Source organism: Bacillus sp. CECT 9360, from assembly GCF_918741275.1.
Lineage (GTDB): Bacteria > Bacillota > Bacilli > Bacillales > DSM-1321 > Peribacillus.
Genome location: NZ_CAKKNA010000001.1, coordinates 249,157 through 273,848 on the forward strand (window position 1 = coordinate 249,157; position 24,692 = coordinate 273,848).

Below are 24,692 nucleotides of genomic sequence, written 5' to 3' on the forward strand. Positions count from 1 at the left end.
ATCCAATTTAATTAAATGAACGGTCTCTAAAAAAGACCGTTTTTTCATGCACTAGATGAGTAAGCTGCGTTCTTTTTCAATTGGAATACGGCTGAATGTTGGGACATGAAAGAGCCCCTGGTCTGTCAGTTTCAATTCAGGTATGACCGGTAAAGCCAAGAAAGACAGTGTAACTATCTGCTGACTAAGGTTAGAAAAAATGAAAAAGGGGGAATAAAGAGGGGAAATCGAATTTACTTGACCAGGGAGAGATCACTATGAGCACAACTACAGAAATCAGCCAGTCTGAACGGTTCGAGACAGCATTTAACAGAATTCATAAAGCGTTAATGAAAACAGTAAAGTATGCAAAAACAGATAAATTTTCTGATTTGGTGTACAAAGGAAAAAGTCATACGTTCATACGATACTACGAAAACGATCTTTTTCAATTTGCTAAGCTTCGGAATGCGATCGTACATGAAAAGATAGAGGAGGGCTATTATATTGCGGAGCCCCATTTAGATATTATCGAGAAAATTGAAAGGATGGCAGAGGAATTCGAAAAGCCTGAGTCCGCTTTGTCGGTCGCAAGCAAGCCGGTTGATTACTTCCATGAAGAGGACAAGCTGGCGGATGTGTTGGCTATCATCAAAAAGCATTCCCATTCGCGATTTCCTGTCTATGACAAAAACGGGGAATACGCCTGGTTGTTAACGTCCGCTGAAATTGTAAAATATCTTGCGGAACACTTTGATGATGAGAAAATGAATTTGAATAATGTGAAAGTAAGCGAGCTCTACAATGAAAATATTAACCACAATATCGTGTTTGTATCCCAAAATTGCGGCATTTTTGAAGTAGAAGACATTTTTGAGGAATACCAATCCAAAAATAAAAAAATAGAAGGAGTCATCATAACGAAAACCGGCTCCCAACAAGAAACGCCGAATGGGATCATCACATCATGGGACTTGCTGGAAGTGGAAATCAGCGAATGAGTCTGGTTTCTCATGGCCGGCCACCCAGGAGAGACCATCAATCAAGCAACCCCAGTGACTTTAAACCGTTATATATGCCGGAGTCCATGACATCTGTTGTTTTATGTTTAGCAAAGGGAAACAGTTCCGGCATGCTGTTGCCCATGGCGAAGCCTTCTCCTACGGCAGCAATCATTTCTTTGTCGTTCATCCCGTCGCCGAAGGCAATGGATGCTTCGCGCGGTATATGGAGTTCTTGGAGTAGAGCATTGACGCCTGTTCCTTTATGAACATTTTCACGAATTACATCAAAACAATGCCGAAAGCCTTCCACATTTACTTGGGAAAGATTGATATCCTTTTCACCAGTATAAAGATCAGCGTCAGCATTAGTAGTTGCAATAATGGTCATGCCGAGTATATCATCTGACACGGACTCGGTGTATGGTTCATTTTGCTTTAAGTGAAATTGCTTCTTGAAGGCATCAACAGAAGGGCTGTGCATATTCGTAAAATGATTTTTAGAACTTGAATAAAGGACTAGTTCATGCTGATGATGTTCAGCTGTTTCAAGAAAATATTTCACAGATTCACCGCTCATTGGTTTTTTGAAAATATCCTTACCTTTGTAAATCGCGTACGCGCCGTTATACCCGATGAATGAATCAATATGTAATAATTGTGCAATTTCCGCTATTTCATGAATCGGCCTTCCGGTGGCCAGGACCGTTTCGATTCCTTTTTGCTTCAACGTGGATACCGCTGTTTTAGTGGATTCCTCAATCGTATGGTCAGGACGCATAACCGTCCCGTCGATATCTAAAAATAAAATTTTATATGAATTCATGATCGTGCTCCTCTCGTCCTTTTTACAATCCCCGTTCTCGGAAACACGATACCATATTTTAAGACATTCAGCCATCCATCTACTTATCTCGGTTGATTTTTTGGTTCATTTTCCTCGCCATCCAATCATTTCATGGATGGCGAGCTATCTTTCAGCAGAGCTGAAAGGTGTAAGAAACCATTGTTTTCTCACGAATGAAGCAAAAATATAGTATCTTATAACAGAGCCATCTAAAAAAAGATTTCTACTCTCCTTAAATTATGCTACTATATCTACTGTGAAAACAGCTGAATAAAAACCCGAATATTCGGTAGAGGTTCTAGCTACCCTCTCAAAAAAACTAAGGAAAACAGGACTGCTTTCTTAGCGGTGCTGTTTTTTCGTTGGAAAGGAAGTTGTAAGGAACATGAAAACAGAAAAAGCTGTTGTTGTATTTAGCGGAGGTCAGGATAGTACGACCTGTTTATTTTGGGCTAAAGAACGGTTTGCAGAAATCGAGACGGTGACCTTTGACTATGATCAAAGACACAGCCAGGAAATTGAATGCGCTCAAAATATTGCAAAGGAACTTGGGGTTAAACACCATATCCTTGACATGTCTTTATTAAATCAATTGGCGCCCAATGCTTTGACTAGAGCGGAGATTGAAGTGAAAGAGGGCATAGAGGGCGAGCTTCCTTCGACGTTTGTACCCGGCCGCAATTTACTTTTTCTTTCATTCGCCGGAGTACTGGCGCGGCAAATAAACGCAAAACATATAATTACAGGCGTCTGTGAAACGGATTTCAGCGGTTATCCTGATTGCAGGGACATTTTCATCAAATCGTTGAACGTCACGCTGAATTTATCCATGGATTATCCTTTTGTCATTCACACGCCACTAATGTGGCTTAATAAAGCGGAGACATGGGGATTAGCAGATAATTTAGGGGCTTTTGATTTTATCCGGGAGAAAACATTGACGTGCTATAACGGCATCATTGCAGATGGTTGCGGCGAATGTCCGGCTTGCAGACTAAGGAAAAACGGCCTGGATGAGTACATGGTTAAGCGAAAGGAGTTATTAAGATGATGTATGGTTTTAGAATTGTCGACAAACTCCAAAAAATAGATGAAGATATCAAGCGTACTCAATTGAGATACCATTCAAAACGGGTCCTGGTCAGCAAGGAGTTTACCTTTGACGCGGCGCACCACCTTCACTGTTACGAAGGAAAATGCAAAAATCTCCATGGCCATACATACAGGGTTATATTCGGGATCAGTGGCTTTGTCGATGAGCGCGGTCTTATGATGGATTTCGGGGATATCAAAGAGATCTGGAAAAATGAGATTGAAATTTTTCTTGATCATAAATATTTAAATGAAACATTGCCGGCGATGAATACGACTGCTGAAAACATGGTCGTCTGGATTTATGAAAAAATGTCAGGAGCGCTGGCCAACAGAATCGGCAATTATGACGGGGCAAGAGTGGAATTTGTAAGGCTGTTTGAAACACCGACAAGCTATGCGGAAGCAAGACGGGAGTGGATGGAGGATGAGTAAGCTGCCAGTTATGGAAATCTTCGGCCCGACGATCCAAGGAGAAGGGATGGTGATCGGTCAAAAGACGATGTTTGTCAGAACAGCGGGCTGTGACTATTCCTGCGCCTGGTGCGATTCTTCCTTCACTTGGGATGGTACCGGAAAACAAGATATCGTCCAAATGGAGCCGGAAGAGATATGGTCAGAACTCAAAAAGCTCGGAGGAAACGGATTTTCTTTCGTGACAATCTCAGGAGGGAATCCTGCACTTTTAAAAAATCTAGACGGTCTTATCGATACCCTCCGGAAAAATGACATAAAAATTTGCTTGGAAACCCAAGGTAGCAAGTGGCAGGACTGGTTTCTGAAAATCAGTGAGCTGACAATTTCTCCAAAGCCGCCAAGCTCGAATATGAAGACGGATTTTGTCATGCTTGACACCATCCTAAAAAAGCTGGAAAACAGGGATCTTGGCAATGCGGTGAGTTTGAAGATTGTCATTTTCGATGACAGGGATTATGAGTATGCTAAAGACGTGTATCACCGCTACCCAGGTATTCCTTTCTATTTACAGGTCGGAAATGATGATATCACGACATCGAACGATCAGGAGCTGGTGGGTCGGCTTCTGCATAAGTATGAGGAACTCATCGAGAAAGTAATCACCGATGAGAAACTGACGGATGTGAAGGTACTGCCTCAACTCCATACTTATATTTGGGGAAACAAAAGGGGAGTATAGTAAACGTTATTCAATGTTTCGATTGTATTGTAGATTTTTAAGAGCATTCAGACCCATGGAGAACACTTAAAGCTTCTTTCAAGACTTTTTCCACTGGAAGTTATACAATAATGTTATACACACATCACGTACTGCTTTAACTACCAGTATATCCTGGGAGGAGATACAATGCTTACATCCAAGATAACATTAGTGAATCAGCAAAAAATCGAAGACATATTAAAAGAAATCGTCCGGTCTGCCTATGAAGAAGTGAGAGAAGAAGGAATGATGCTCTGTATGGAATGCGGAGACGTTGATTTATATATAGCTACTACTAATCATGAGGAATTTCAGGAAGCCGTTAAGGAAAATTTTGAACTCGATGAATTCGGGGAAATTATGGACCATGACAAATTTATGGGGCTCATGGAAGACCTGCATGAATGCTACGTCGAACTTTTTCAAACATCAGGACTCTTCGATTATTTTCCATCGGGGTTTTATCAAGTGAATGGGGAAAAGGTCTTTTCCGAAACGGATATGCTCGCACCGAAGGGGATTTTCTTCGCCCCATTTGACGAAGCGAAAGTTAACCTGTAAGCGATCCATAAGAAAAGAGTATATGTTGAATAAAACACATTTATCAAAACGAGATAAATGTGTTTTTTTATGGATACATTTATTTTAAAATTCAGAATTCGATTCCGTTCTGATAAAATAGTAAAAAACAGGAAAATAGGAGGCCAATCAATGACACTATTGCATGGATTAAAAGTACTGGATTTTTCGACCTTGCTGCCGGGACCGTATGCCACAATGATGCTCGCTGATTTAGGGGCAGAAGTGCTTCGGGTGGAATCACATGTCAGGGCAGATGATACGAGAAGCTTTCCTCCACTTATAGACGGGGTATCTGCAGCCCATTCCAATTTGAACCGGTCGAAGCAATCCATCGCTCTTGATTTAAAAAAGCCGGAAGCCATTGAAATTGTAAAAGAATTAGTGATGGAATATGACATAATTTTAGAACAATTCCGGCCTGGCGTGATGGAAAGGCTTGGGATAGGGTATGAATCGTTGAAAGAAGCCAATCCTAGAATTATTTTTTGTTCGCTGACCGGCTATGGACAATCAGGCCCTTATCGCAATAAGCCTGGACATGATATTAATTATTTATCACTATCCGGAATTATGGGCTACTCCGGGAAGCGGGATACAGGGCCGTCATTGCTTGGTACCCAGGTAGCCGACATTGCGGGAGGTTCCCTGCATGCCATTATCGGTATTTTATCCTCGGTTATCTATAGAGAGCGGACGGGAGAAGGACAGTGGGTTGATATATCGATGACGGACAGCTGTTTTGCGCTGAATACTATGCTAGGAGCGGGTTTTGTCGCGAGTGGCGAAGCTCATCCCGAAAGAGAAAGCATGCTTTTAAATGGAGGCGCCTACTATGACTTTTACGAAACGAGTGATGGACGTTATTTTTCCGTAGGCAGTCTGGAGCCGAAGTTTCTTATTGCACTGTGCGAAGCAATCGGACTTCCTGAATTGGCACATGGCGCAGATTCGGACTTTAAAGTGACGCTTAAAGAAGTATTTCTCCAAAGATCGTTTGCTGAATGGAACAGTATTTTCGTGAATATTGACGCATGTGTTGAGCCGGTATTGGATTTTGCAGAAGCATGCAATCACCCGCAGATCCAGGCGAGAGAAATGATAGTGGAAGTTCCTGATAAGAACGGAAATAGTCGAAGACAAATTGCCAATCCTATTAAATCAACAGCTTTTAAACCGGTTTATTCCCATATCGGTTCAGATATAGGGGAGCATACGGACAGGATTTTAGAAAAGATAGGAAGGAATTCCGAAGAAAAAGAAGTACTACGGCGGAGCGGCGTTATTTCATAAGATAACTATTCAGCAGAATGCGGCTTTTGTAGCCAATTTTATATCATTTTGTAGCTAGAATGCGTACTTTTGTAGCTGGAATTTCATGTTTGTAGCCAGAATGGATTTTTGTAGCTGAAATTTTTGATCGAACCCGAACATAAATGTTTCGGTGGTATTTATTAATAACGCAATTATAAGAAAAAGGACCCTGCCATCCCAAATGACTGGGTCCCGATTCCGTGCATGCTAGATATACCGAACTACATCCTCTACAGGGAGACGGCTCGATTGAAAGGCAGGACCGGCTGCCTTTCCTAACGCGATTAATACGATAGGGATATAGCGGTCGGAAACGTCGAATCTTTCAGCGAACTTTTCTTTATCAAAGCCGCCCATTGGTACCGTGTCATAGCCTCTTGCTTTTGCGATCAGCATAAGCTGCATCGCAACGAGTCCGGCATCAAAGGAAGCGATATTTTTCCTCGCCTCAACAGTAGCATGCGGGTACGTACTATTGGTGCTGTCGATCAGGCGGCGCATGTTTTCTTCATCCATATAACCCGCTTCATAATTTGCCCGGTAGATTTTTTCAACACTTTTATACATTTCAGTATCGCCCAAAACCGCAATGACCGCAGACGCAGTTTCGATCTGTTCTTGATTGTTGGCAATTTCTCTTAATTCTTTTTTTGCCTGCTCATCTTGAAAAACGATGAATCTCCATGACTGAAGATTGCTTGATGAAGGAGCAAGTGTTGCCTCCTTGAGCATTTCTTCAATTTCTTCCCTTGCAATTTTATGATTTGGATCATAATTTCTAACAGAATGACGTTCTCTGATAATGTTTGACAAACTTGTATCCGTTAAAGACATGATGAATATCCTCCATATTTCAATTTTACTTACTAATAGTAAGTGGGGTAATGAGCTTACTATTAGTATGTGTTTTAAGTCAAACAGAATGCTTAAAGAACCCTGCTTAATTTTCCAAAATATTTCATTATCTGAAAACCATCATAAATAAAAAAATACGACATACATCTTCAATATGTACAAGGTTTTATTTGAAAGAGACAAAATATAAAAATAGTATTATTGAATAATAAAGGGACCAATGTCATAGACATAGATTGACTTTATTCTGTCTATCAGAATATAATTCTAATATATCCAAAATAAGTTCAGAATTTTCATAAGCTTAAAATTGCTCTGAACTACTTAATTTTTTACATATATACCAAGTGAATGGAGGGTAAGATTTGATCGAATTCAAGGAAGTAAATAAATACTATGGTGATTTTCAAGTATTGAAAGACATTAATCTTTCGATCAAAAAAGGCGAGGTTGTCGTAATCATCGGGCCTTCTGGTTCCGGAAAAAGTACAATGCTTCGCTGCATCAATCATCTTGAAACAATCACGAATGGTGAATTAACCGTTAATGATATCTCAGTTGCAGATAAAAAGGCGGATATCAATAAGCTAAGACAAAATATCGGGATGGTGTTTCAGCATTTTCATCTGTACCCGCACAAAACGGTGCTGGAGAACATCACGCTTGCACCTATGAAAGTTCTCGGGAAATCGGATAAGGAAGCGAAAGAAACAGCCAGGTTTTATCTTGAGAAAGTTGGGATTGCTGAAAAGGCGGATGCCTATCCATCTCAGCTTTCCGGTGGTCAGCAGCAGCGTGTTGCGATTGCCCGGGGGCTTGCGATGAACCCGGAAGTTATGCTGTTTGATGAACCAACATCTGCGCTTGATCCTGAAATGATCGGCGAAGTGCTTGATGTTATGAAGGCTTTGGCTAAAGAAGGGATGACCATGGTGGTCGTCACTCATGAAATGGGCTTTGCCAGAGAAGTCGCAGACCGGATTGTCTTCATTGATGAAGGTAGAATCCTGGAGGAAGCAACACCGGCTGAATTTTATGCCAATCCCCGTGAAGAGCGGGCAAAGCTATTTCTCAGCCGTATTTTAAACCATTAAACAACAGGGGGTAATGTATGTTGAAGAAAAAGAACTTTTTTAAACTGGCACTTATTTCGCTGATGGCTGTCTTGATTTTGGCTGCCTGCGGCGGCGGAGATGATGAAGCTACAAGCGGTGGGGGCAATGAAGAAAAGGATGCTCTAGCACAGATTAAGGATCGCGACAAAATCGTTATCGGTGTAAAACACGATACTCGATTGTTCGGATTGAAAAACCCGAGCACTGGTGAAGTCGAAGGATTTGATATTGATATCGCAAAAGAAATTGCGAAGGAAATCCTAGGGGATGAAAGCAAAGTTGAGTTCAAGGAAGTAACGTCCAAAACAAGAATTCCACTCCTCAACAATGGAGATATCGATGCGATTGTGGCAACAATGACGATTTCGGAAGAACGTAAGAAAGAAGTAGACTTCACAGATGTTTACTTTGAAGCAGGGCAGTCTCTTCTTGTAAAAAAGGGCAGCAAAATCCAAGGAATTGAAGATTTGAAAAAAGGAACAAAGGTTTTAGCCGTTAAAGGTTCCACATCTGCCATCAATATTCGTGAAAAAGCTCCTGAAGCAGAAGTATTGGAATTCGAAAACTATGCAGAAGCGTTTACTGCATTGAAAACTAAAAAAGGTGATGCGTTAACTACAGACGATGCAATCCTTTATGGTATGGCCGAGGAAGATCCGTCTTATGAACTTGTGGGGGGTACTTTCACTGAAGAGCCATACGGAATTGCCGTGAAAAAAGGGAACACAGAGTTGGTTGATGAAATTAACGATGCTTTGAAAGCCATTAAAGATTCAGGTAAGTACGAAGAAATCCAAAATAAATGGATTAAAAAATAAGAAATACTATCTTTATTAATCAGGATGGGCGCATCGCTCATCCTGATTAATTAGGAGGCGATAATACATTGCTTGATTTTACCATTCTTACTGGAAATTTAGATCAATATTTAGAAGGTTTTAGAGTTACAGTCATTGCCAGTCTTATTGCCCTTGTGGCGAGCTTTCTGCTTGGAATACTCATTGCTGTTTTTCGCATAGCACCATTTAAGCCTCTAAACTGGCTCGGCACCATGTATGTAGAGTTTATCCGAAATATACCACTGTTGATCATTGTATTTTTCTTTTTCTTCGGTCTAGGTTTCTCTGGATTGACTGCAGGGACGGTTGGATTGACGATTTACACCTCTTCATTCATTGCGGAAGCAATCCGTGCGGGAATACTTGCGGTACCTAAAGGGCAGATGGAAGCTGCCCGTTCATCAGGATTATCTTATGGACAAACAATGCGGCTCATCATCTTGCCTCAAGCTATCAAAATAGTTATTCCACCACTTGGCAACCAATTTATTAATCTCGTTAAAAACTCTTCTATATTAGGAATCGTCGCCGGACTGGATTTAATGTACCAGGGCGATTTGATCTCTTCACGAACGTTTGTAGTCTTTGACGTGTATATTTTTGTTGCCTTATTCTATCTGATTCTTACCATACCATTAAGCCTTGGCGTAGGTTACTTGGAAAAACGCCTGGCTAAGAGTAATTGAAGGAGGTGCCACGATGGATTTCATTGGTGCTTATTCTCCCGACCATTTAACATTTTTGCTTGAAGGCTTCTGGGTTACGCTTAAGGTGGCATTCATTTCAATCATTTTAAGTTTCATAATCGGAGGGGCAATTGGTACGTTGCGTTATGCGAATATCCCGGTAGTTTCACAGATTCTCGCAGTCGTTGTGGAGACGATTCGTAACCTGCCGTTGTTATTGATCATATTCTTTACATATTTTGCTCTTCCGGAAATCGGCATTAAATTGGAAGTCACCTATGCCGCCATTGCCGCTTTAACGGTATTCGAATCTGCGATGTTATCGGAAGTCATCCGAAGCGGATTGAATTCCGTTGAGAAAGGGCAGATGGAAGCAGCGCGGTCATCCGGACTTTCTTATATACAAACGCTCCAGCATATCATTATGCCACAGGCCCTAAGAAGAATGGTACCGCCAATCGTCAGCCAGTTTATCTCCTTACTGAAGGATACTTCATTGGCTGTTGTAATAGCATTGCCGGAACTTATGCATCATGGCCAGGTTATTTATGCCCAGAAAGATTCTTATATCATTCCGATTTTTGTCATTGTGGCGATCATGTACTTTGTCGTGAATTTCGCACTGTCCCAGATTGCCCGAAGATTGGAAGTTAAGAGAGCATAACAAAGATCTGACTCGAACCTGAGTCAGGTCTTCTTTTGTGATAAATACCTCATTATTAAAATTAGTAACAATAATTAAGCGATGATGGAAAGTAGTAAACATAATAAACATGTCAGAGAGCTGATGGATGGTGTAAATCAGCATGGGTCTTTTGTTGAATGGGCTTTTGGGACTGACTTTTAGTAAGTCCCGGCGGAGAGTCTTACCGTCACAAGAGTCATCGAATTGAAAGCCAAGAGGTTTCTGTACGTTTTTTGAAGTTCGTTATGTTTTCATAAACAAATGCAGGTGGCAGCATGGGTCTTCCGTCCTTTTTATAGGGATGGAAGGCCTTTTTTGCTTTCTGAATTCCATTAATATCTGTAGGCAAATTAGAAAGGGATGATGGAGGGCATCCGCTGGGGAGAAGCAAAGAAGGAGTTGCTTAAGGTGATCGATCCTTTTGTTTCCAAACCTAGGGAGCAATATAATAATCTTATGTAAACTGGATAAAGGCTTAATGAAATCCTGATGCCGAAGCTAAAAAAGCGCGAATAGGAAACAAACCATTTTTACCTGAAATCAAAAATAATTGGAATCCGTTACTGACATTTACGCTCCTGCCTAAAATGGTTCACCTCCCAAGCCTATCAGTGCATATGCTTATAGAGGAAGGTAGGGAGATCTCGAATGAAAATCTTTAATAAATATAATAACCAAAGTGCATTATCATCTTGGCAGCTGGCTGCCCTTGATTCATTCTCTGAAAAAATGAGTGATTCAACTAAAATGTTTCCCTGCATTCCGGCAACGCAGGGTTTTGCCCTTAATCAGTTACGCTATGGCTTTGCCGGAAAACCGGGTGAAGAAACGACATCAGCGGAAGTGGCCGCCCTATTAAAAGAATTTACGATACAATCAAGGGAATTCGGCAATTATACATCGTTGATCGTCTTTTTAGATACTCCTGACGAAATGGTAGAGGATGGCTCTGTTGATTATTTTGAAGAATTATTCTGGAAGCTTTTAAACCAAATGGCTTCCATCGATGAAAAGGAATGGGTGGTTCCCATTCCTTTGGATCCTGAAAATTCCTTATGGGAATATTGCTTTCATGGTGAGCGCTATTTCATATATTGTGCAACACCTGCGCATGTGAACAGGAAAAGCAGGCACTTTCCCTGTTTTATGCTAGCCATCACACCAAGATGGGCTCTCACTAATTTTGATCTTAATAGTAAATATGCTAATAAAATCAGAGACAACATTAAAGCCAGATTAATAGAATATGATTCCATTCCGCCTCATAGCAGTCTAAATAATTACGGTTCAGCTAATAACTTCGAGTGGAAACAATACTTTCTGAGAGATGATGCAACCTTACTCGGTTCCTGCCCATTTTCACGGAAAAATTAACTTTGTACAGAAGGGGAAAGCTTTCATTGAAATTGTTAAATTGTATAAAAATTACACTTACCAACAGAAATATAACAAAGAAAATGTTTAAATATTTTGTTTATTGCACGGTCTCTTTCATGTATGATAAAGGTTAAAAGAACATTTATTGACGTTAGCAGGTGGAAAATAAAGTGATTCACAGTGTCAAAAATACTAAATTAAAAATTGCCTTATTGGCATCTTCCTATCTTTTATTTTCCATTTTTCTTTTGATTTACTTATTATTTTTTGGTTTTTACCGGCAATCGGTAACCGTACAAGATTATAATCTAGTGCCTTTTAAAACAATCATGATGTATATCTCTCATTCCTCACAGTTTAATACAGGCATTATGTTCAATAACCTTGCAGGAAACGAATTGGCATTCATGCCGCTCGGATTTTTTTTTCCATCATTACTTAATCGTGAATTCACGGTATTAAAAATTATGATTCTGTCATTTACTGTTTCGCTTTCTGTAGAGTGCATCCAGTATTATTATCAAATTGGCGGCTTTGATGTCGATGATATCATCCTCAATACAGTTGGGGAATGGCCGGTTTTTGGCTGGCCAAGCTAGTTATTTATGTGAAACAAAGAGTGTTTTATAACTAGCAATGATCTTACAGTTAGTATCTATAAAATGATCGTAGAGGTGATTTGCAGTTGGTTACCATTCAAAAAGCTGAACCCGAGCATGTAGAAGGAATAGCAAAGGTTTGCTCCGATGGGTACCGAGCTACCTATCAGGAAACCCATACCCAAGAATATATTGAAAGAATCATATCCGAATTTTATAATCACGAACGGATTTTGAAGGAAATCTTCGAGCGACAGCCTGGGTGGAATGGCTGGTTTGTTGCTTTGGAAGAAGGAATCGTAGTAGGGGCAGGGGGCGGAGGAATGACTGGCCCGGCAACAGGTGAAGTGTTTGTGCTCTACCTAGACACGCAAAGAAGGAACGAAGGCATCGGCTCAAAATTATTAGCCACCATCACAGAGGAACAAATTAGACAGGGTGCGAACGAGCAATGGGTTTCCGTTAGCAAAGGGAATGATAAGGGCATCCCATTTTATGAGGCTCGTGGTTTTGTAAAAGATTCCGAGAAAAGTTCATACGGTAATAGCAAAGGTGAAGATTATGCTTCGCTGCGATATCGCAAGGTTCTTTAAGAGATGAAAACCGGCTAAAAGCCGGATTCCATCTAACTAATAAAACGAAATGAGCCATCCGCAGATTGCCCCGGCAACTACAACAAGCCACACAGGAATTTTCCAGAAGGCAAGCATCGAAAATAATAATGCGGAAAGTGCAAAGTCTTGCGGTTTTACTATCGCGCTGGTCCATATAGGATGATAGAAAGCGGCTATTAAAAGACCAACAACTCCAGCGTTAACTCCCATAAGTGCACCGGTGATACTAGGATTGCGGCGGATGCTGTTCCAAAATGGCAGGGTGCCGATAACCAGCAGATATGCAGGCAGAAAAATCGCTACGGTCGCAAGCAAGCCACTAGACCATCCGCCGATCACTGTGCCAATATAAGAGGCAAATGTAAACAAAGGACCAGGAACTGCTTGAGCAGCTCCATAGCCTGTCAAAAACGCATCTTCGGTTAACAAACCTTCCGCGACAAATTCGCCTTCCAATAACGGAAGCACAACATGACCGCCTCCAAATACTAGCGAACCGGCTCTATAAAAGCTATCAAACATGGCGAGCCACCGGATATCGAAAAAAGCACGGACAATCGGAAGTGTAATCAATAAAATAACAAAAATGGATAGACAAATAGCTCCGGCTTTATATGAGACTGGACACTTTAACTCCGTTTCAGCAGTATTGTCTTGATTTCTATAAAGCAAAAACCCAGTTATGCCGGCCAAGATAATGAAAACAATCTGAGTTATAGTCGATGGCCATATCAAAATACCAATCATGACAAATAAGGCAATCGATTTTCTTGGGGCATCAGGTGTCAGTGTTTTCGACATTCCCACTATCGCATGGGCTACAATAGCAACGGCCACAAGCTTTAGGCCATGAATAAAACCACTCTCGTTAAATGCGAAACGATCAATGAACAACGCGAAGATTATTAGAGCAAGCATGGAAGGTAGCGTGAATCCGATAAAAGAAATCAAGCCACCGAGCATGCCTCCACGTATTGTACCTATTCCAATGCCGACCTGGCTGCTGGCAGGGCCGGGAAGAAACTGGCACAGAGCTACCAGGTCCGCATAAGTCTTTTCATCCAGCCATCTTCTTCGTTTAATATATTCCTCATGAAAATAACCCAAGTGTGCGATTGGACCACCAAACGAAGTGAATCCCAGTTTTAAAGAAACGAAAAAGATATCTATTAATTTTTTTAATTTCATGTATGTATTCTCCCAAGATTTTAATATGAATTCATTTAAACTGTAGCAGAAAAGCGAAGTGAAGGGTAAAAGATTAAAAAAAGTTTACAAATCATTTACATGGAAAATCCTGCTTTTTCATTACAAGATATACTCCAATATTACGGTACATAACAATAAAATTACATATATTAAAACGAACTTTATACCCACTTATTTATTCATTCATAGAACGAAAGGTTTAGCAAGCAAGGTGAGAGGGTAATAAACAAATAAATACATATAACCAGTAATTTAGGGAGGTTTTTTACATGTTGAATATTGATATTGATCAATTATTGGAAGCTACAGCCGAAATTGCTGACGATGGTTATTCTTTAGAATTAAGCAAAGTGGACATTGATAAACTGCTCGATAATACAATGGATTGGTAACGAAGCCGGGATAAAGCCCCTGGCTTTTTTTATTTCTTATATTCTTAATTAAGTAGTAATATAAAAGTATCGAAACGAAAAGCTTAGGTGAATACAATGCGTGAACAGGACCATTTATCGGAATTGACGATATTAAAAGAAATAGCGGAGACATTGAATGAAGGGACAGACCTGACGCTTGTGCTGAACGATGTTTTAACCAAGCTCCTTGAAGTCACCGGCTTCGAAACAGGATGGCTTTTTCTTTTTGACGAAAAAGGTGAAGTTAGGATGGTCACCTCGAGAAATCTACCCCCAGCGCTTCTGAATGAAACAGAACAGCCGATGTGCGGCAATGATTGTTGGTGTGTGGGACAATATGAGGACGGGCGGCTTCAAAAGGCCACAAATATTATTGAATGCAAACGTCTGGAGGAGGCCATAAAGCATAATTGGGGGGAAACAAGAGGTCTGACCCATCATGCCACAGTGCCTTTGCGGTCCGGGAATGAACGTTTCGGAATCCTGAATGTCGCTTCTGCGGGAAAAGACCGTTTTAAAGGAGAAGAACTGGCTTTGTTAGAAGCTATAGCATTCCAGATCGGGAATACAATCAAACGGATACGGTTAACTGAACAAGCAAAAGAAGTTGCGTTATTAGAAGAGCGGAATAGACTGGCCCAGGATTTGCATGATTCAGTCAGCCAACTATTGTATTCCATCAATCTGATGGCAAAAGCCGGAACTGCTGCAGAAGAAAAAGAAGAGAACAGTGAAATCTTTAAAAATATCCAAAGCATAACCCGACATGCTCAGGCAGAAATGAAAGCGCTCATTTGGCAGCTGCGGCCAAAAGGGCTTGAGAAAGGAATCATAAGTGCTTTGACCGGTTACAGTGAAATGTTAGGTTTGCATATGACCAGCACAGCAAACGGGGTCGTAGTATTGCCAGCACAAATTGAGGAGGCGCTTTGGCGGATTGGGCAGGAAGCAATAAATAACTGCCATAAGCATTCCGGCGAGCGAGTAATCTCTTTTGACTTCACTTTTAAGTCCAATCTTGTTGAATTGGTCATCAAGGATAGAGGCTGCGGTTTTTCTTACGACTCCCAGGTTGACCTGCCATCGATGGGCTTAAGGAATATGAAAGACCGAGCTGAAGCTCTGAATGGACAATTCAGTTTATTGACAAGCCATGGGGAAGGAACGGTTATCTTTGTTTCGATTCCCTTTTAGGAGGTAGCAGCTTTCATGACAATTACAATTTTAATTGCTGATGACCATCATATCGTCAGAAAAGGTTTAGTTTTGTTCTTACAAACCCAAACAGGGGTTGAGGTGATCGGGGAAGCGGAAAACGGATTGATCGCAGTCGAGAAAGCACTGGAGTTGAAGCCTGATATCATTTTGATGGATTTATCCATGCCTGTCATGGATGGGGTAGAGGCAACTCGAAGAATTCTTGGAGAAAATCCAGCCGCAAAAGTCATGATCCTTACAAGCTTCTCCGACAAGAATCATGTACTTCCGGCGTTAGAAGCGGGAGCAAGCGGCTACCAGCTGAAAGATAGCGATCCTGACAAGCTTGTGGAAGGGATACATAAGATAATCAACGGGGAAAACGAACTGGATCCAAAAATAACATCACACCTTTTGTCCCACTTGCAAGGAAAACATGAAAAAGCGTCACATGTCGATGAGCTGACCAATCGCGAAAAAGAGGTATTAAATGAAATCGCAAAAGGAAGGAGCAACAAAGAAATTGCTTCAGCCTTGTTCATTACTGAAAAAACGGTAAAAACCCATGTTTCTAATATCCTCTCGAAATTGAATTTACAGGACCGTACGCAGGCTGCTTTGTATGCGGTACGGAACGGGCTTGATGGCTAACCAGATTGGCAGGCCTTTTAAGACGATGACAGATGCGTAGCTGCTTTCAAGAGAAGAAGTTATTTATCCAGTCTAATAAAGCCCAGTATAATAAACATACCAATCCAACCAACCACACACACTGTTTGAAGAACAGTTTCAATCAGCACATCATTCATGGAATTTCACTCCGTTCATTCATTTCTAATAGTGTTGGCAAACGTCTTTTTAATTATTTGTCGGGATTTAATCTGTTTTTATAAAAGCCAGGCTATGGCGTCCTGCTCTCATGGATCCGTGAATCTTGATTAAGTCTTTGCGAGAGAACCAGAATATTAAACGTCTAATAGGAGGTTTCATTCTTGAATAAAAAGATTACAGTAATAGAACAGCTGTTGCCTATCTTACAAAGAGCTTGGTCTTTATATTCCAGTTCAAAATGGACTCAAAATAATCCGGCAAAAGGGCAATGTGGTGTAACGGCCTTAATCATTAATGATATATTTGGAGGAGAAATTTTTAAGACACCAGAAGGTTGGCACTTTTATAATAAAATAAATCAAAACTACCATGACCTAACTGCATCTCAATTTTCTACTCAAATTCAATACTTAAATGTTCCTTCAAACCGAGTAGAAGCTTTCAATGACACTAATGAAAAACAGTATGGCTATCTAAAAGAAAAAATCTATAGGTATCTTAAAGAGGATAGATAACATACAGGGGTTTTCTCGAGTACAGAGGATTGTGTCATACTGTAGCGAAATATTTTTGCTCTTTGATCTGTCAAAAATTAAAAGTGGTTAACCCCCAAAACTTGGAGTTAACCACTTTTCTCACTTCATTCCTAGCGCTTTTTTAGTTGCAGGTCCAACAATTCCGTCTGCTTTCAGTTTATTTGCTTTCTGGAACTTGCGTACAGCGATATCTGTATTTTGGCCAAAGACTCCATCGATGCCTTTTGTGCTGTAGCCGCGTTTTGTAAGAGCTTGCTGCAGTTCTTTTACTTCAGCTCCGCGGCTTCCTTTTTTTAAGATTCCTGCAGATGAGGATGGTCCCTTTACATTTGATGGTTTCACCTTATACCCATTTGCCGTTGCAATTGCATCGAATGATTTTCCAGATGTCGTAATAATGACGGGAGTATTCACTTTTACTTTGGAGAAAAGCCATTGCACTTCAGTGTTATGCATACGAATGCAGCCGTTGCTTACATATGTGCCAATCGAGCTTGGGTTATTATTGCCATGGATCGCATAAGTTGTTCCCCAGGTTCCCCTTGCATTCAGGCCAAGCCACCTGTTCCCTAGAGGATTGTTCGGGCTTCCTCCGGGGATTTTTTTCTTGTAGTAAGGACGATTGACGATCTTGTTAACAATCTTGAATTTTCCTTCAGGCGTATACGAAGCTTTTTTCCCGGTGGCAACCCTAAAGACTTTTGAAAGCTGGCTATTTTCATAATAAGCAAGCTGGTTGTTTGATTTGTTTATAATGATGAACTGGGTTCCTGCAGCAAAAGCAGGTTTTACACCGACAAACATAAAGCAAATCAAAACGAAACACAAAAATATTTTTCTCATTTTTCCCCTTCCTTTTGGCTATCTCTGTTTAATAGCAAATCTGACCATTCTATCCTATGCGGAAGGGTTCTCATTTGATTACAGAAATGTTAATTTTTTTACAAATAGATTTCATGCTAAAGTAAAATCAATCTATTTGCACTTGTTGGATGAAGACGTATTTTTCAGAAAGTAGATGTAGAATTATAAATGAATGGGGAGGTCATTTTCTGCGTTCTTTACGCGTATTAATAGCAGTCCTTTTTATATCCTAAATAGGACTATCACGATATTTATTTCTTCTCATTACATATTAAAGAGGTGACTCATATGACCAGAGTGTCTGTAGATGATTATCTGCAAGAAGGAATTCATGGCAAGAAAGAAATAAAACCCGAGGAGCGAAGAAAGTACCTGGGAACATTGCGGGAAAGGGTTGTTGCCGTGTTAACCCAGGCCCAGGTGAGGGAGAAGACCATTTATCCGGAAATAGACCGGTTATTAAAAGAAAACCCTCAAGCCACTTTATTGATGAATGGCTCCCTAAATTACTCAGATATTGCAAAATATATTGCATTGGCCAAAGATAATAAAACAGCCTATAAAATTGTCGCCAACAGTACTCATGTTACAGAATTAGGACTAGTACTGGCGTGTGACACAGCTATTGATAAAGCAACAATTTCAATCGATTCCCGACCAAAAAAAGCAGTTGAAAAAAAGAAGAAACCGAGTTTGTTTTCGAAAATAATACGTAGGATTAAGAAGAAAAGATAATGTTGAAAGCGGGGACACACAATCATTCTGAATTATTATATATCTTGACAATCCCACAGCTGAAGCAGTGGGATTCTTTTTTCCCACATGCCATACGTCGCCATATCTCTCGATAGGGTTTCTTGCCATGAGTTTTCCTATGTCTTTTGAACCTTTGGCTCAAAAAAGACAGCGGTGTTACTTACTTGCTATCCATTAGGCTATCCCCGCTTGTCCAGCGGTTAGGAGTCATATCCCTTCTTTCAGAATGTTCTTGGCTGCGTTGTGATCTCGATCATGATGCGCTCGACATTCACATGTCCATATTCTAATCGAAAGGTTTTTAACGGGCTTGTTTTTCTTTTCACAACTGGAACATCGTTGCGAACTGGGAAAATGAGAACCTACTACCACTAGATGTTTCCCGTACCATTTACACTTATATGCTAGCATTCTACGGAACTCAGACCAGGACACTTCTGAAATGGCTTTGGCTAACTTTCTGTTTTTTAACATATTTTTCACACGCAAATCATAATCGCCATCACTTGGTTTTCGCGAACCAGCGAAGAAGAGAGTTTATGCAAAAAGTCTTGTCGGCCATTCGTGATGTCTTCGTGGATTTTTGCCACTTTCCGTTTTTGTTTATGCCAATTGGAACTGCTGACTTTCCTTCTGGAGAGAATTCTTTGGGTTTTTGCCAGCTTTTCTTCCAGTGAACGAAACCATTTAGGATTGGAAATCGTGGTCCCATCCGAAAATGTGGCAAATTCTTTCAAACCAACATCTATTCCTATTTCAAACAAGGAATATTGTATCGTTTCTATTTCTTGTTCGGTTAGAATAGATACAAATTATTTGCCTGTAGCCTCCTTTCGAACCGTGGCAGAAAGAATTTTTCCTCTCACTTCACGGGGCTTCGCAATCTTCACTAATCCAATTTTCGGCAAAAGGAGAAAATCCTTATTTCCAATGCGGTCAATACGAACGCTTCCTACGCCTTTATTATAGTTGCATTTCGCTTTATAGGATTGAATGTTGTTCTTTTTGCTTTTAAAACGAGGTTTTCCTTTTGATTTATGATAAAACTCTTTGAATGCTTTCCCTAAGTCTTGAAGCGTGCTTTGAAGAGCCGCCCGATCCACTTCGTTTAACCATAGCATTTCTTTCTTCATGTAGGTTAATTACTTTTGAGCGTTGGAAGCATTAAAAAATTCGGATTTCCATCTATTCTCGGTCAGCTGTCCGTTTTGAACCATCTCGTTTACGATATGCCAATAAACGTTCTTTTTTTCTTGTTTGGCTAAAGCTTCAAAGAAAAATCGAACCACGTATCTATAGATACGCCTGGTTCGACCTCACTTTCATCCATCCCCTGAAGGAGTGGGCTTTCGCGTTTTTCGAGGTATCTGTAATTTCACTTATGCAGATAGGTAATTCTATAGTTTCGTACCTGCTAAAAAGTGCCAGATTCATCGACGGTTTCCAGGATATTTTTTCTTTTTCGCAAATGGTAGAACAATCGAAAGTTTTTGAACAAGGTCTTAATCACGGAATACAAAGGTATCGCAATTAAGATTCCGATGAAACCGTATATAGAGCCTGCGACCAGAAGCAGCAAGATAATCGTCAGAGGGTGAATATCAAGCTGCCTTCCCATGATATGAGGAGTGATTAAATTCCCTTCCAGCTGTTGAACAATCACCAATACAATCAACACTTTGATAGCCAGAATTGGTTCCTGTTGCAGTGCTACAAACAAAGCTGGAATAATGCCGATTGCAGGCCCTAAAAAAGGAACAACCGTTAAAAACATCGCAAACAACGCAAGAATAAGCGCATAATCGAGCCCGATAATTAAATAACCGATATACATTAATACTCCATCGGCGACGGCCACTGTAAACTGGCCGATAATATAGGCAGACAGCGTCTTATCCACATCCTTTATGATAATATCTCCTTCATTCTCCACTTCTTCGGGAATCGTCTTCAAGAGATAGGGCCTGAGTCTGTGATCATCCTTTAGAAAATAGAAAAGGATAAACGGCACAATAATCAATACGGTCGCAATGCTTGCAATCGTTGAAAAAATATTCATTAGATTGCCACTTAGTTTGGAAGCCAGCTCTTCGATGTATCCTCTCGCTCTTTCTTCAACATTCTCCAAATTTCCGATCATCCCAAAATCATTTTCTTCAATAACCTTCTCGGATTTAGATGACAATTCCTCGACTTTGTCAGGTAGCTGATCGGAAAGTTGTTGGACTTGTTTGACAATCGCCGGGCCTGAAAAGTGAACCACAAGGAATATTAACCCGAAAATTGACGCAAAAACTACCACTATACTAACTGTCTTCGGCATAAATTTTGAAAGCATTCCCACGATAGGTCTTATAAGATAATAAAGAAGACCGGCAATCAGGATAGGAAAGAAAATGGTTGCAATCATTTTCTGGAAAGGCCAAAAAAAATAATCGATCTTTCCGAAGAAGAATATGATTAAGATTGTAAGTAAAACACCTGTCGCATATTTAAAAAATGGCTTGTTAATCCACAAAAATGAATGCCTCCTCGGTAACTCTCTTTGTTACTACTTTTCCTTCTTCTTCACCGATTAAACAATTTTATGAAATAATAAGAAAAGGATGATTTTCATGACCTGGTTCTTTATTATAATTGCCATCATTTTACTTTTTGCTTTATTTATTGATTGGAGACGTAAAATCATTAAAAATAATCATCAAACCCCGACCAACCCCCATTCTAGAAAAGGAGAAGATGCCAACCATACAATGGGGGACAATCGTTATACCGGCGGGGGGCCTGACTTACTTTAATCTTAAAAAACAATGCTATAATTAAAAATGGTAAAAGCGATCATTCTTTAGATCCCAGGTAGAAGTGGAAGCTTTTTCGTTTGAAACCCTTCATAATTTTTGACTTCCATGGGTATCCTTTTCATCATATAACATTCTCACTGGAAGGAGTTTTGTTATTGATGAGCATTTCCCGGATCGTCTCCCTGGCTGTTATTCTGCTTTTTGCTACAGGTCCTGTTTCGTCTTCCTCCAACGTCAATGAACCATTCGAAAAAGATGTTCCTGTTTTGCAGTTTCCTGTGATCAGTGACGTTCATATATGCGGACAGCCAAGAACGATTGAAGGGGTTCGGATTTGCGAAGCAGAAACCGATGGGAAATTCCTCGAAGCCTTGGAGGATATAGAGCGGATCGCCCCCGGATATAAAGCGATTGCCATTGTCGGGGATTTCACAAATCAAGGGCTTGACGAGCAATATGACCGGTTTATGGACCTTTTATTTACCGGTACCAATCCTGGGGCAGAAAAAATTATCGCAATCGGCAACCATGAATTTTTTGAGAATAAGCATTGGAAACGGCCAATGCTTACTAATCAGATGCTTGTAAAAAGATATTCCACAAAAACCGGCATGGGAAATGTATATTATGATAGATGGATTGAAGGCTACCACTTTATTACACTCGGAAGTGAAAGTATGTTCCGCGGCAATCCTAACAAACCGTTTATATCTGACGCACAATATAAGTGGTTGGAGCAAACGCTCAGCGATAATGCCGCAACGGGAAAGCCTATTTTTGTCTTTTTACACCAGCCAATCAAGCATACCGTCTATGGAACAGAAGGAAACTATGCTGATTTCGAAGGAACACGATTAAAGAAAATTCTCAGTAAATATCCGCAGACGGTCCTCTTTAGCGGACATTCCCACTACGATTTGAACCACCCGAAAACTGTATATCGACAGGGGTTTACAATGGTGAACACCTCCTCAATAAGCTACGTCATGGATAAAAAGGGCCGGAAAAAACATTTATCCCAAGGTATACTTGTAGAAGTTTATAAGGACCGGCTGGAAATCAAAGCAAGGGAATTCAGTAACTCCTCATGGATTAGAGCATACTCAATACCGCTAAAAAAAAAGTCTAAATAAAAAACGCATCACTATTATAGTAATGGTGCGTTTTTTGTACCTATTTTTTAAAAAATATGAAAAATATCAGAATTTTTAATAATTTAGGCTTGAAGTTCATACTGATTAAGGAGTAAAATGGCAGTTATAGATTTCATATATTTTTTATCTTACCAATGAGGAGTTTGCGGAATGAATACACAAAAGATCACCATCACCATTAGCGAAAATAAGAAAGAGAAACCTCAATCCGATCAGCTTGAGTTTGGAAAAGTATTTACGGACCATATGTTCGTCATGGATTTTTCCTCAGAACTAGGCTGGCATGACCCTCGAATTACTCCATATCAGCCGATCACTTTGGATCCGGCAGCAATGATATTCCATTATGGCCAATCGGTTTTTGAAGGATTGAAAGCATATGTCACCGGAGATGAAAGAGTCTTGCTTTTCCGTCCAGAAAAAAACTTCGAGCGCCTGAATAAATCCAATGACAGGCTTTGCATTCCCGAAATTGATGAAGACCTGGCGCTTGAAGCACTAAAGCAACTGATTGAAACCGATCGGGAATGGATTCCAACGGCAGAGGGGACTTCTCTTTATATCCGTCCCTTCATTATCTCAACAGAGCCTTATCTGGGAGTTGCTCCTTCAGGTCGTTATAAATTCATTATTATCATGTCTCCTGTCGGTTCGTACTATAAAGAAGGAATTCAACCTGTCAAGATTGCTGTAGAAAAACAGTTTGTCCGTGCTGTAAACGGAGGAACAGGTACTGCAAAAACAGGTGGAAACTATGCATCCAGTTTAAAGGCCCAGGAAGTATCAACTAAAATGGGATATTCTCAAGTATTATGGCTCGACGGTGTCGAGAAAAAATACATTGAAGAAGTTGGAAGCATGAATGTGTTCTTTAAAATCAATGGCGAAGTAGTCACACCTGCGTTAAACGGAAGCATCCTGGATGGAGTGACCCGGTCATCCATTATCGAATTGCTGAAATTTTGGAATGTTCCTGTAACCGAACGTAGAATTTCCATGGGAGAAATTCGGGAGGCACACCAAAACGGAACGCTTGAAGAAGCATTCGGGACAGGTACAGCAGCTGTTATTTCACCGATTGGAGAGTTCTTCTGGGAGGATGAAAAATTAATCATCAATGACGAAAAAACCGGGGAGTTGTCCAAAAAATTATACGACACATTGACCGGAATTCAACGCGGCGAACTCAAAGATCCGTTCGGTTGGGTTGTGGAAGCTACGAAAATAAGCAAGCTCTCAAGCGTCCGTTAATCCGCAATAAATGGGGCTCAATCTATTGAAGATTGAGCTTTTTCTATTCAGATAAATAATTTTTAAAATCTTCTGACTTCTCAGTTGATATCTATTAAAGAATGTAATAATATAAGGGTAATACGTATTCGTACTCACAAGAATGGATTGGTGTAAGAATGTTATTCGTCACGGAAATGCCTAAAGAAGCGAGAGAGAAAGTATATTATGCAAGTCTTATCCTTTTCACCGAAAAAGGGTTTAAAAACACATCTGTACTCGACATAGTTGAAAAGGCAAGGGTATCAAAGACAACCTTTTATCAAAATTTCACAAGCAAGGAAGACCTAATGGCCCGCCTGTTTGATCAACTTGCAAAAGAAATGATAGAAGAGGTGAAAATCGCTTTTCAACAAGAAGAACGCTTTACTTATAAAGCCTATACGGGAATTCGGCGCTATGTAGAAATTTGTTTCATTGATGCTAAGGCATCCAATTTGATTCTGCTCGAGTCTGTCGGCATCTCTCAGGAAGTAGAGGAAATCAGAAGGGCGGCCTATCGTCAACTAGCCGATTTAGTTTATCAGACGGTTCGTAATGAGCTGCCTGATTCTGTTTCAGCAAAAGATATCCGCATCGTTTCACAGGCCATGGTTGGTGCGATAAATGAAGTGATCATTCAAAATTTCAACCAATCTGAGCTTGATAATGAAGACTTTGACTACTTGGCCAGATTGTTAAATCGAATCATCATTGGTGCTTTTGTTAATTTAGCATGACAGTAAGTAAAATCTGTGGCTTGCAAGGAAAGACATTATACAGCTAAACGACAACAAGAGAAGGATTTTGATAGTAGCCAAAAGATTTCTCTTTTTGTTTGTCCAGAAAGATACGAATACGTACTGGTATTATTTTTAACAAACAGCATTTTATTTTACATTT

30 protein-coding genes, 1 pseudogene and 1 riboswitch are annotated in these 24,692 nt (G+C 40.3%); of the genes and pseudogenes, 22 read left to right on the forward strand and 9 right to left on the reverse strand.

Going from position 1 to position 24,692, the window contains the following annotated elements; genetic code table 11:
• Window positions 1–51: 51 nt before the first annotated feature.
• A complete protein-coding gene (locus tag LQ216_RS20295) occupies window positions 52–228 on the reverse strand; it encodes an adenine deaminase C-terminal domain-containing protein (protein ID WP_290369211.1) in 177 nt (58 codons plus the stop codon).
• 29 nt (window positions 229–257) lie between these two features.
• On the opposite strand from LQ216_RS20295, the gene LQ216_RS01115 reads away from it, so the two are divergent.
• A complete protein-coding gene (locus tag LQ216_RS01115; protein WP_230126284.1) occupies window positions 258–980 on the forward strand; it encodes a CBS domain-containing protein in 723 nt (240 codons plus the stop codon).
• 37 nt (window positions 981–1,017) lie between these two features.
• On the opposite strand, the gene LQ216_RS01120 is transcribed toward LQ216_RS01115, so the two are convergent.
• Complete coding sequence (locus tag LQ216_RS01120; RefSeq protein ID WP_230126285.1) at window positions 1,018–1,806, reverse strand: HAD family hydrolase; 789 nt, start codon at window positions 1,804–1,806, stop codon at window positions 1,018–1,020.
• 307 nt (window positions 1,807–2,113) lie between these two features.
• A riboswitch (PreQ1 riboswitch) is annotated at window positions 2,114–2,156 on the forward strand.
• Between the two features lie 50 nt (window positions 2,157–2,206).
• Here LQ216_RS01120 and queC point away from each other — a divergent pair.
• From queC to LQ216_RS01145, 5 genes and pseudogenes are all read left to right on the forward strand, one after another.
• Window positions 2,207–2,878 (forward strand): annotated as a pseudogene (gene queC, locus LQ216_RS01125) (7-cyano-7-deazaguanine synthase QueC); the annotation flags it as partial.
• Window positions 2,869–3,354, forward strand: a complete 486-nt coding sequence (gene queD, locus LQ216_RS01130) for a 6-carboxytetrahydropterin synthase QueD (RefSeq protein ID WP_230126435.1) — start codon at window positions 2,869–2,871, stop codon at window positions 3,352–3,354. The pseudogene queC and the gene queD, both read left to right, overlap by 10 nt.
• Window positions 3,347–4,075 (forward strand): 7-carboxy-7-deazaguanine synthase QueE, encoded by a 729-nt coding sequence (gene queE, locus LQ216_RS01135; RefSeq protein ID WP_230126287.1) that lies wholly within the window; start codon window positions 3,347–3,349, stop codon window positions 4,073–4,075. Before queD ends, queE begins: the two co-directional genes overlap by 8 nt.
• 168 nt (window positions 4,076–4,243) lie before the next feature.
• Window positions 4,244–4,657, forward strand: a complete 414-nt coding sequence (locus tag LQ216_RS01140; RefSeq protein ID WP_230126288.1) for a hypothetical protein — start codon at window positions 4,244–4,246, stop codon at window positions 4,655–4,657.
• A 150-nt stretch (window positions 4,658–4,807) separates the two neighbouring features.
• Window positions 4,808–5,968: a CaiB/BaiF CoA-transferase family protein gene (locus LQ216_RS01145; protein ID WP_230126289.1), complete on the forward strand. Its 1,161-nt coding sequence runs from the start codon at window positions 4,808–4,810 to the stop codon at window positions 5,966–5,968.
• 228 nt (window positions 5,969–6,196) lie between these two features.
• Here the strand turns inward: LQ216_RS01145 and LQ216_RS01150 are convergent, their stop codons facing one another.
• A complete protein-coding gene (locus LQ216_RS01150) occupies window positions 6,197–6,823 on the reverse strand; it encodes a nitroreductase family protein (RefSeq protein WP_230126290.1) in 627 nt (208 codons plus the stop codon).
• A gap of 386 nt (window positions 6,824–7,209) precedes the next feature.
• Here LQ216_RS01150 and LQ216_RS01155 point away from each other — a divergent pair, with 386 nt between their 5' ends.
• From LQ216_RS01155 to LQ216_RS01185, 7 genes are all read left to right on the forward strand, one after another.
• A complete protein-coding gene (locus LQ216_RS01155; RefSeq protein ID WP_230126291.1) occupies window positions 7,210–7,938 on the forward strand; it encodes an amino acid ABC transporter ATP-binding protein in 729 nt (242 codons plus the stop codon).
• Window positions 7,939–7,955: 17 nt separating this feature from the next.
• A complete protein-coding gene (locus tag LQ216_RS01160) occupies window positions 7,956–8,777 on the forward strand; it encodes a transporter substrate-binding domain-containing protein (protein ID WP_230126292.1) in 822 nt (273 codons plus the stop codon).
• Window positions 8,778–8,845: 68 nt separating this feature from the next.
• Window positions 8,846–9,484, forward strand: coding sequence for an amino acid ABC transporter permease (locus LQ216_RS01165; protein WP_230126293.1), 639 nt, complete (start codon window positions 8,846–8,848; stop codon window positions 9,482–9,484).
• A 13-nt stretch (window positions 9,485–9,497) separates the two neighbouring features.
• Window positions 9,498–10,148: an amino acid ABC transporter permease gene (locus tag LQ216_RS01170; RefSeq protein WP_117306999.1), complete on the forward strand. Its 651-nt coding sequence runs from the start codon at window positions 9,498–9,500 to the stop codon at window positions 10,146–10,148.
• A gap of 669 nt (window positions 10,149–10,817) precedes the next feature.
• The gene (locus LQ216_RS01175; RefSeq protein WP_230126294.1) at window positions 10,818–11,543 is read left to right on the forward strand and encodes a YqcI/YcgG family protein; all 726 of its coding nucleotides are present in this window, start codon (window positions 10,818–10,820) and stop codon (window positions 11,541–11,543) included.
• A 173-nt stretch (window positions 11,544–11,716) separates the two neighbouring features.
• On the forward strand, window positions 11,717–12,145 hold the full coding sequence (locus tag LQ216_RS01180) for a VanZ family protein (RefSeq protein ID WP_230126295.1): 429 nt from the start codon (window positions 11,717–11,719) through the stop codon (window positions 12,143–12,145).
• Window positions 12,146–12,231: 86 nt separating this feature from the next.
• Entirely contained in the window at window positions 12,232–12,738 is a 507-nt protein-coding gene (locus LQ216_RS01185) for a GNAT family N-acetyltransferase (protein WP_230126296.1), read from the forward strand.
• Window positions 12,739–12,774: 36 nt separating this feature from the next.
• On the opposite strand, the gene LQ216_RS01190 is transcribed toward LQ216_RS01185, so the two are convergent.
• The gene (locus tag LQ216_RS01190; RefSeq protein WP_230126297.1) at window positions 12,775–13,947 is read right to left on the reverse strand and encodes a chromate transporter; all 1,173 of its coding nucleotides are present in this window, start codon (window positions 13,945–13,947) and stop codon (window positions 12,775–12,777) included.
• Between the two features lie 290 nt (window positions 13,948–14,237).
• On the opposite strand from LQ216_RS01190, the gene LQ216_RS20300 reads away from it, so the two are divergent.
• The 4 genes from LQ216_RS20300 (at window position 14,238) to LQ216_RS01205 (ending at window position 16,924) form a co-directional block, all read left to right on the forward strand.
• Window positions 14,238–14,360 carry a hypothetical protein gene (locus LQ216_RS20300; protein WP_290369204.1) on the forward strand — a complete coding sequence of 41 codons (123 nt, stop codon included), beginning with the start codon at window positions 14,238–14,240 and terminating at the stop codon, window positions 14,358–14,360.
• 96 nt (window positions 14,361–14,456) lie between these two features.
• Window positions 14,457–15,575 (forward strand): GAF domain-containing sensor histidine kinase, encoded by a 1,119-nt coding sequence (locus tag LQ216_RS01195; RefSeq protein WP_230126298.1) that lies wholly within the window; start codon window positions 14,457–14,459, stop codon window positions 15,573–15,575.
• 15 nt (window positions 15,576–15,590) lie between these two features.
• A complete protein-coding gene (locus LQ216_RS01200; protein ID WP_230126299.1) occupies window positions 15,591–16,229 on the forward strand; it encodes a response regulator transcription factor in 639 nt (212 codons plus the stop codon).
• A gap of 341 nt (window positions 16,230–16,570) precedes the next feature.
• A complete protein-coding gene (locus LQ216_RS01205; RefSeq protein ID WP_230126300.1) occupies window positions 16,571–16,924 on the forward strand; it encodes a hypothetical protein in 354 nt (117 codons plus the stop codon).
• A gap of 120 nt (window positions 16,925–17,044) precedes the next feature.
• On the opposite strand, the gene LQ216_RS20305 is transcribed toward LQ216_RS01205, so the two are convergent.
• Window positions 17,045–17,788, reverse strand: a complete 744-nt coding sequence (locus LQ216_RS20305; RefSeq protein ID WP_290369205.1) for a L,D-transpeptidase family protein — start codon at window positions 17,786–17,788, stop codon at window positions 17,045–17,047.
• A 309-nt stretch (window positions 17,789–18,097) separates the two neighbouring features.
• Between LQ216_RS20305 and LQ216_RS01220 the strand changes: the two genes are divergently transcribed.
• Window positions 18,098–18,544, forward strand: a complete 447-nt coding sequence (locus LQ216_RS01220; protein WP_230126301.1) for a YueI family protein — start codon at window positions 18,098–18,100, stop codon at window positions 18,542–18,544.
• A 228-nt stretch (window positions 18,545–18,772) separates the two neighbouring features.
• Here LQ216_RS01220 and LQ216_RS20430 read toward each other — a convergent pair whose 3' ends face one another.
• From LQ216_RS20430 to LQ216_RS01235, 4 genes are all read right to left on the reverse strand, one after another.
• Window positions 18,773–19,039: a zinc ribbon domain-containing protein gene (locus LQ216_RS20430; RefSeq protein ID WP_354958239.1), complete on the reverse strand. Its 267-nt coding sequence runs from the start codon at window positions 19,037–19,039 to the stop codon at window positions 18,773–18,775.
• A 5-nt stretch (window positions 19,040–19,044) separates the two neighbouring features.
• Entirely contained in the window at window positions 19,045–19,302 is a 258-nt protein-coding gene (locus tag LQ216_RS01225; RefSeq protein ID WP_230126302.1) for a transposase, read from the reverse strand.
• A gap of 75 nt (window positions 19,303–19,377) precedes the next feature.
• Window positions 19,378–19,698, reverse strand: coding sequence for a hypothetical protein (locus LQ216_RS01230; RefSeq protein ID WP_230126303.1), 321 nt, complete (start codon window positions 19,696–19,698; stop codon window positions 19,378–19,380).
• 281 nt (window positions 19,699–19,979) lie between these two features.
• Window positions 19,980–21,083, reverse strand: a complete 1,104-nt coding sequence (locus LQ216_RS01235; RefSeq protein WP_230126304.1) for an AI-2E family transporter — start codon at window positions 21,081–21,083, stop codon at window positions 19,980–19,982.
• A 97-nt stretch (window positions 21,084–21,180) separates the two neighbouring features.
• Here LQ216_RS01235 and LQ216_RS01240 point away from each other — a divergent pair, with 97 nt between their 5' ends.
• From LQ216_RS01240 to LQ216_RS01255, 4 genes are all read left to right on the forward strand, one after another.
• Window positions 21,181–21,363, forward strand: coding sequence for a hypothetical protein (locus LQ216_RS01240; protein WP_230126305.1), 183 nt, complete (start codon window positions 21,181–21,183; stop codon window positions 21,361–21,363).
• A 161-nt stretch (window positions 21,364–21,524) separates the two neighbouring features.
• The gene (locus tag LQ216_RS01245) at window positions 21,525–22,499 is read left to right on the forward strand and encodes a metallophosphoesterase (RefSeq protein ID WP_230126306.1); all 975 of its coding nucleotides are present in this window, start codon (window positions 21,525–21,527) and stop codon (window positions 22,497–22,499) included.
• 171 nt (window positions 22,500–22,670) lie between these two features.
• Window positions 22,671–23,771, forward strand: a complete 1,101-nt coding sequence (locus tag LQ216_RS01250) for a branched-chain amino acid aminotransferase (protein WP_230126307.1) — start codon at window positions 22,671–22,673, stop codon at window positions 23,769–23,771.
• 158 nt (window positions 23,772–23,929) lie between these two features.
• Complete coding sequence (locus LQ216_RS01255; RefSeq protein WP_230126308.1) at window positions 23,930–24,529, forward strand: TetR/AcrR family transcriptional regulator; 600 nt, start codon at window positions 23,930–23,932, stop codon at window positions 24,527–24,529.
• The last annotated feature ends 163 nt before the right edge of the window (window positions 24,530–24,692 follow it).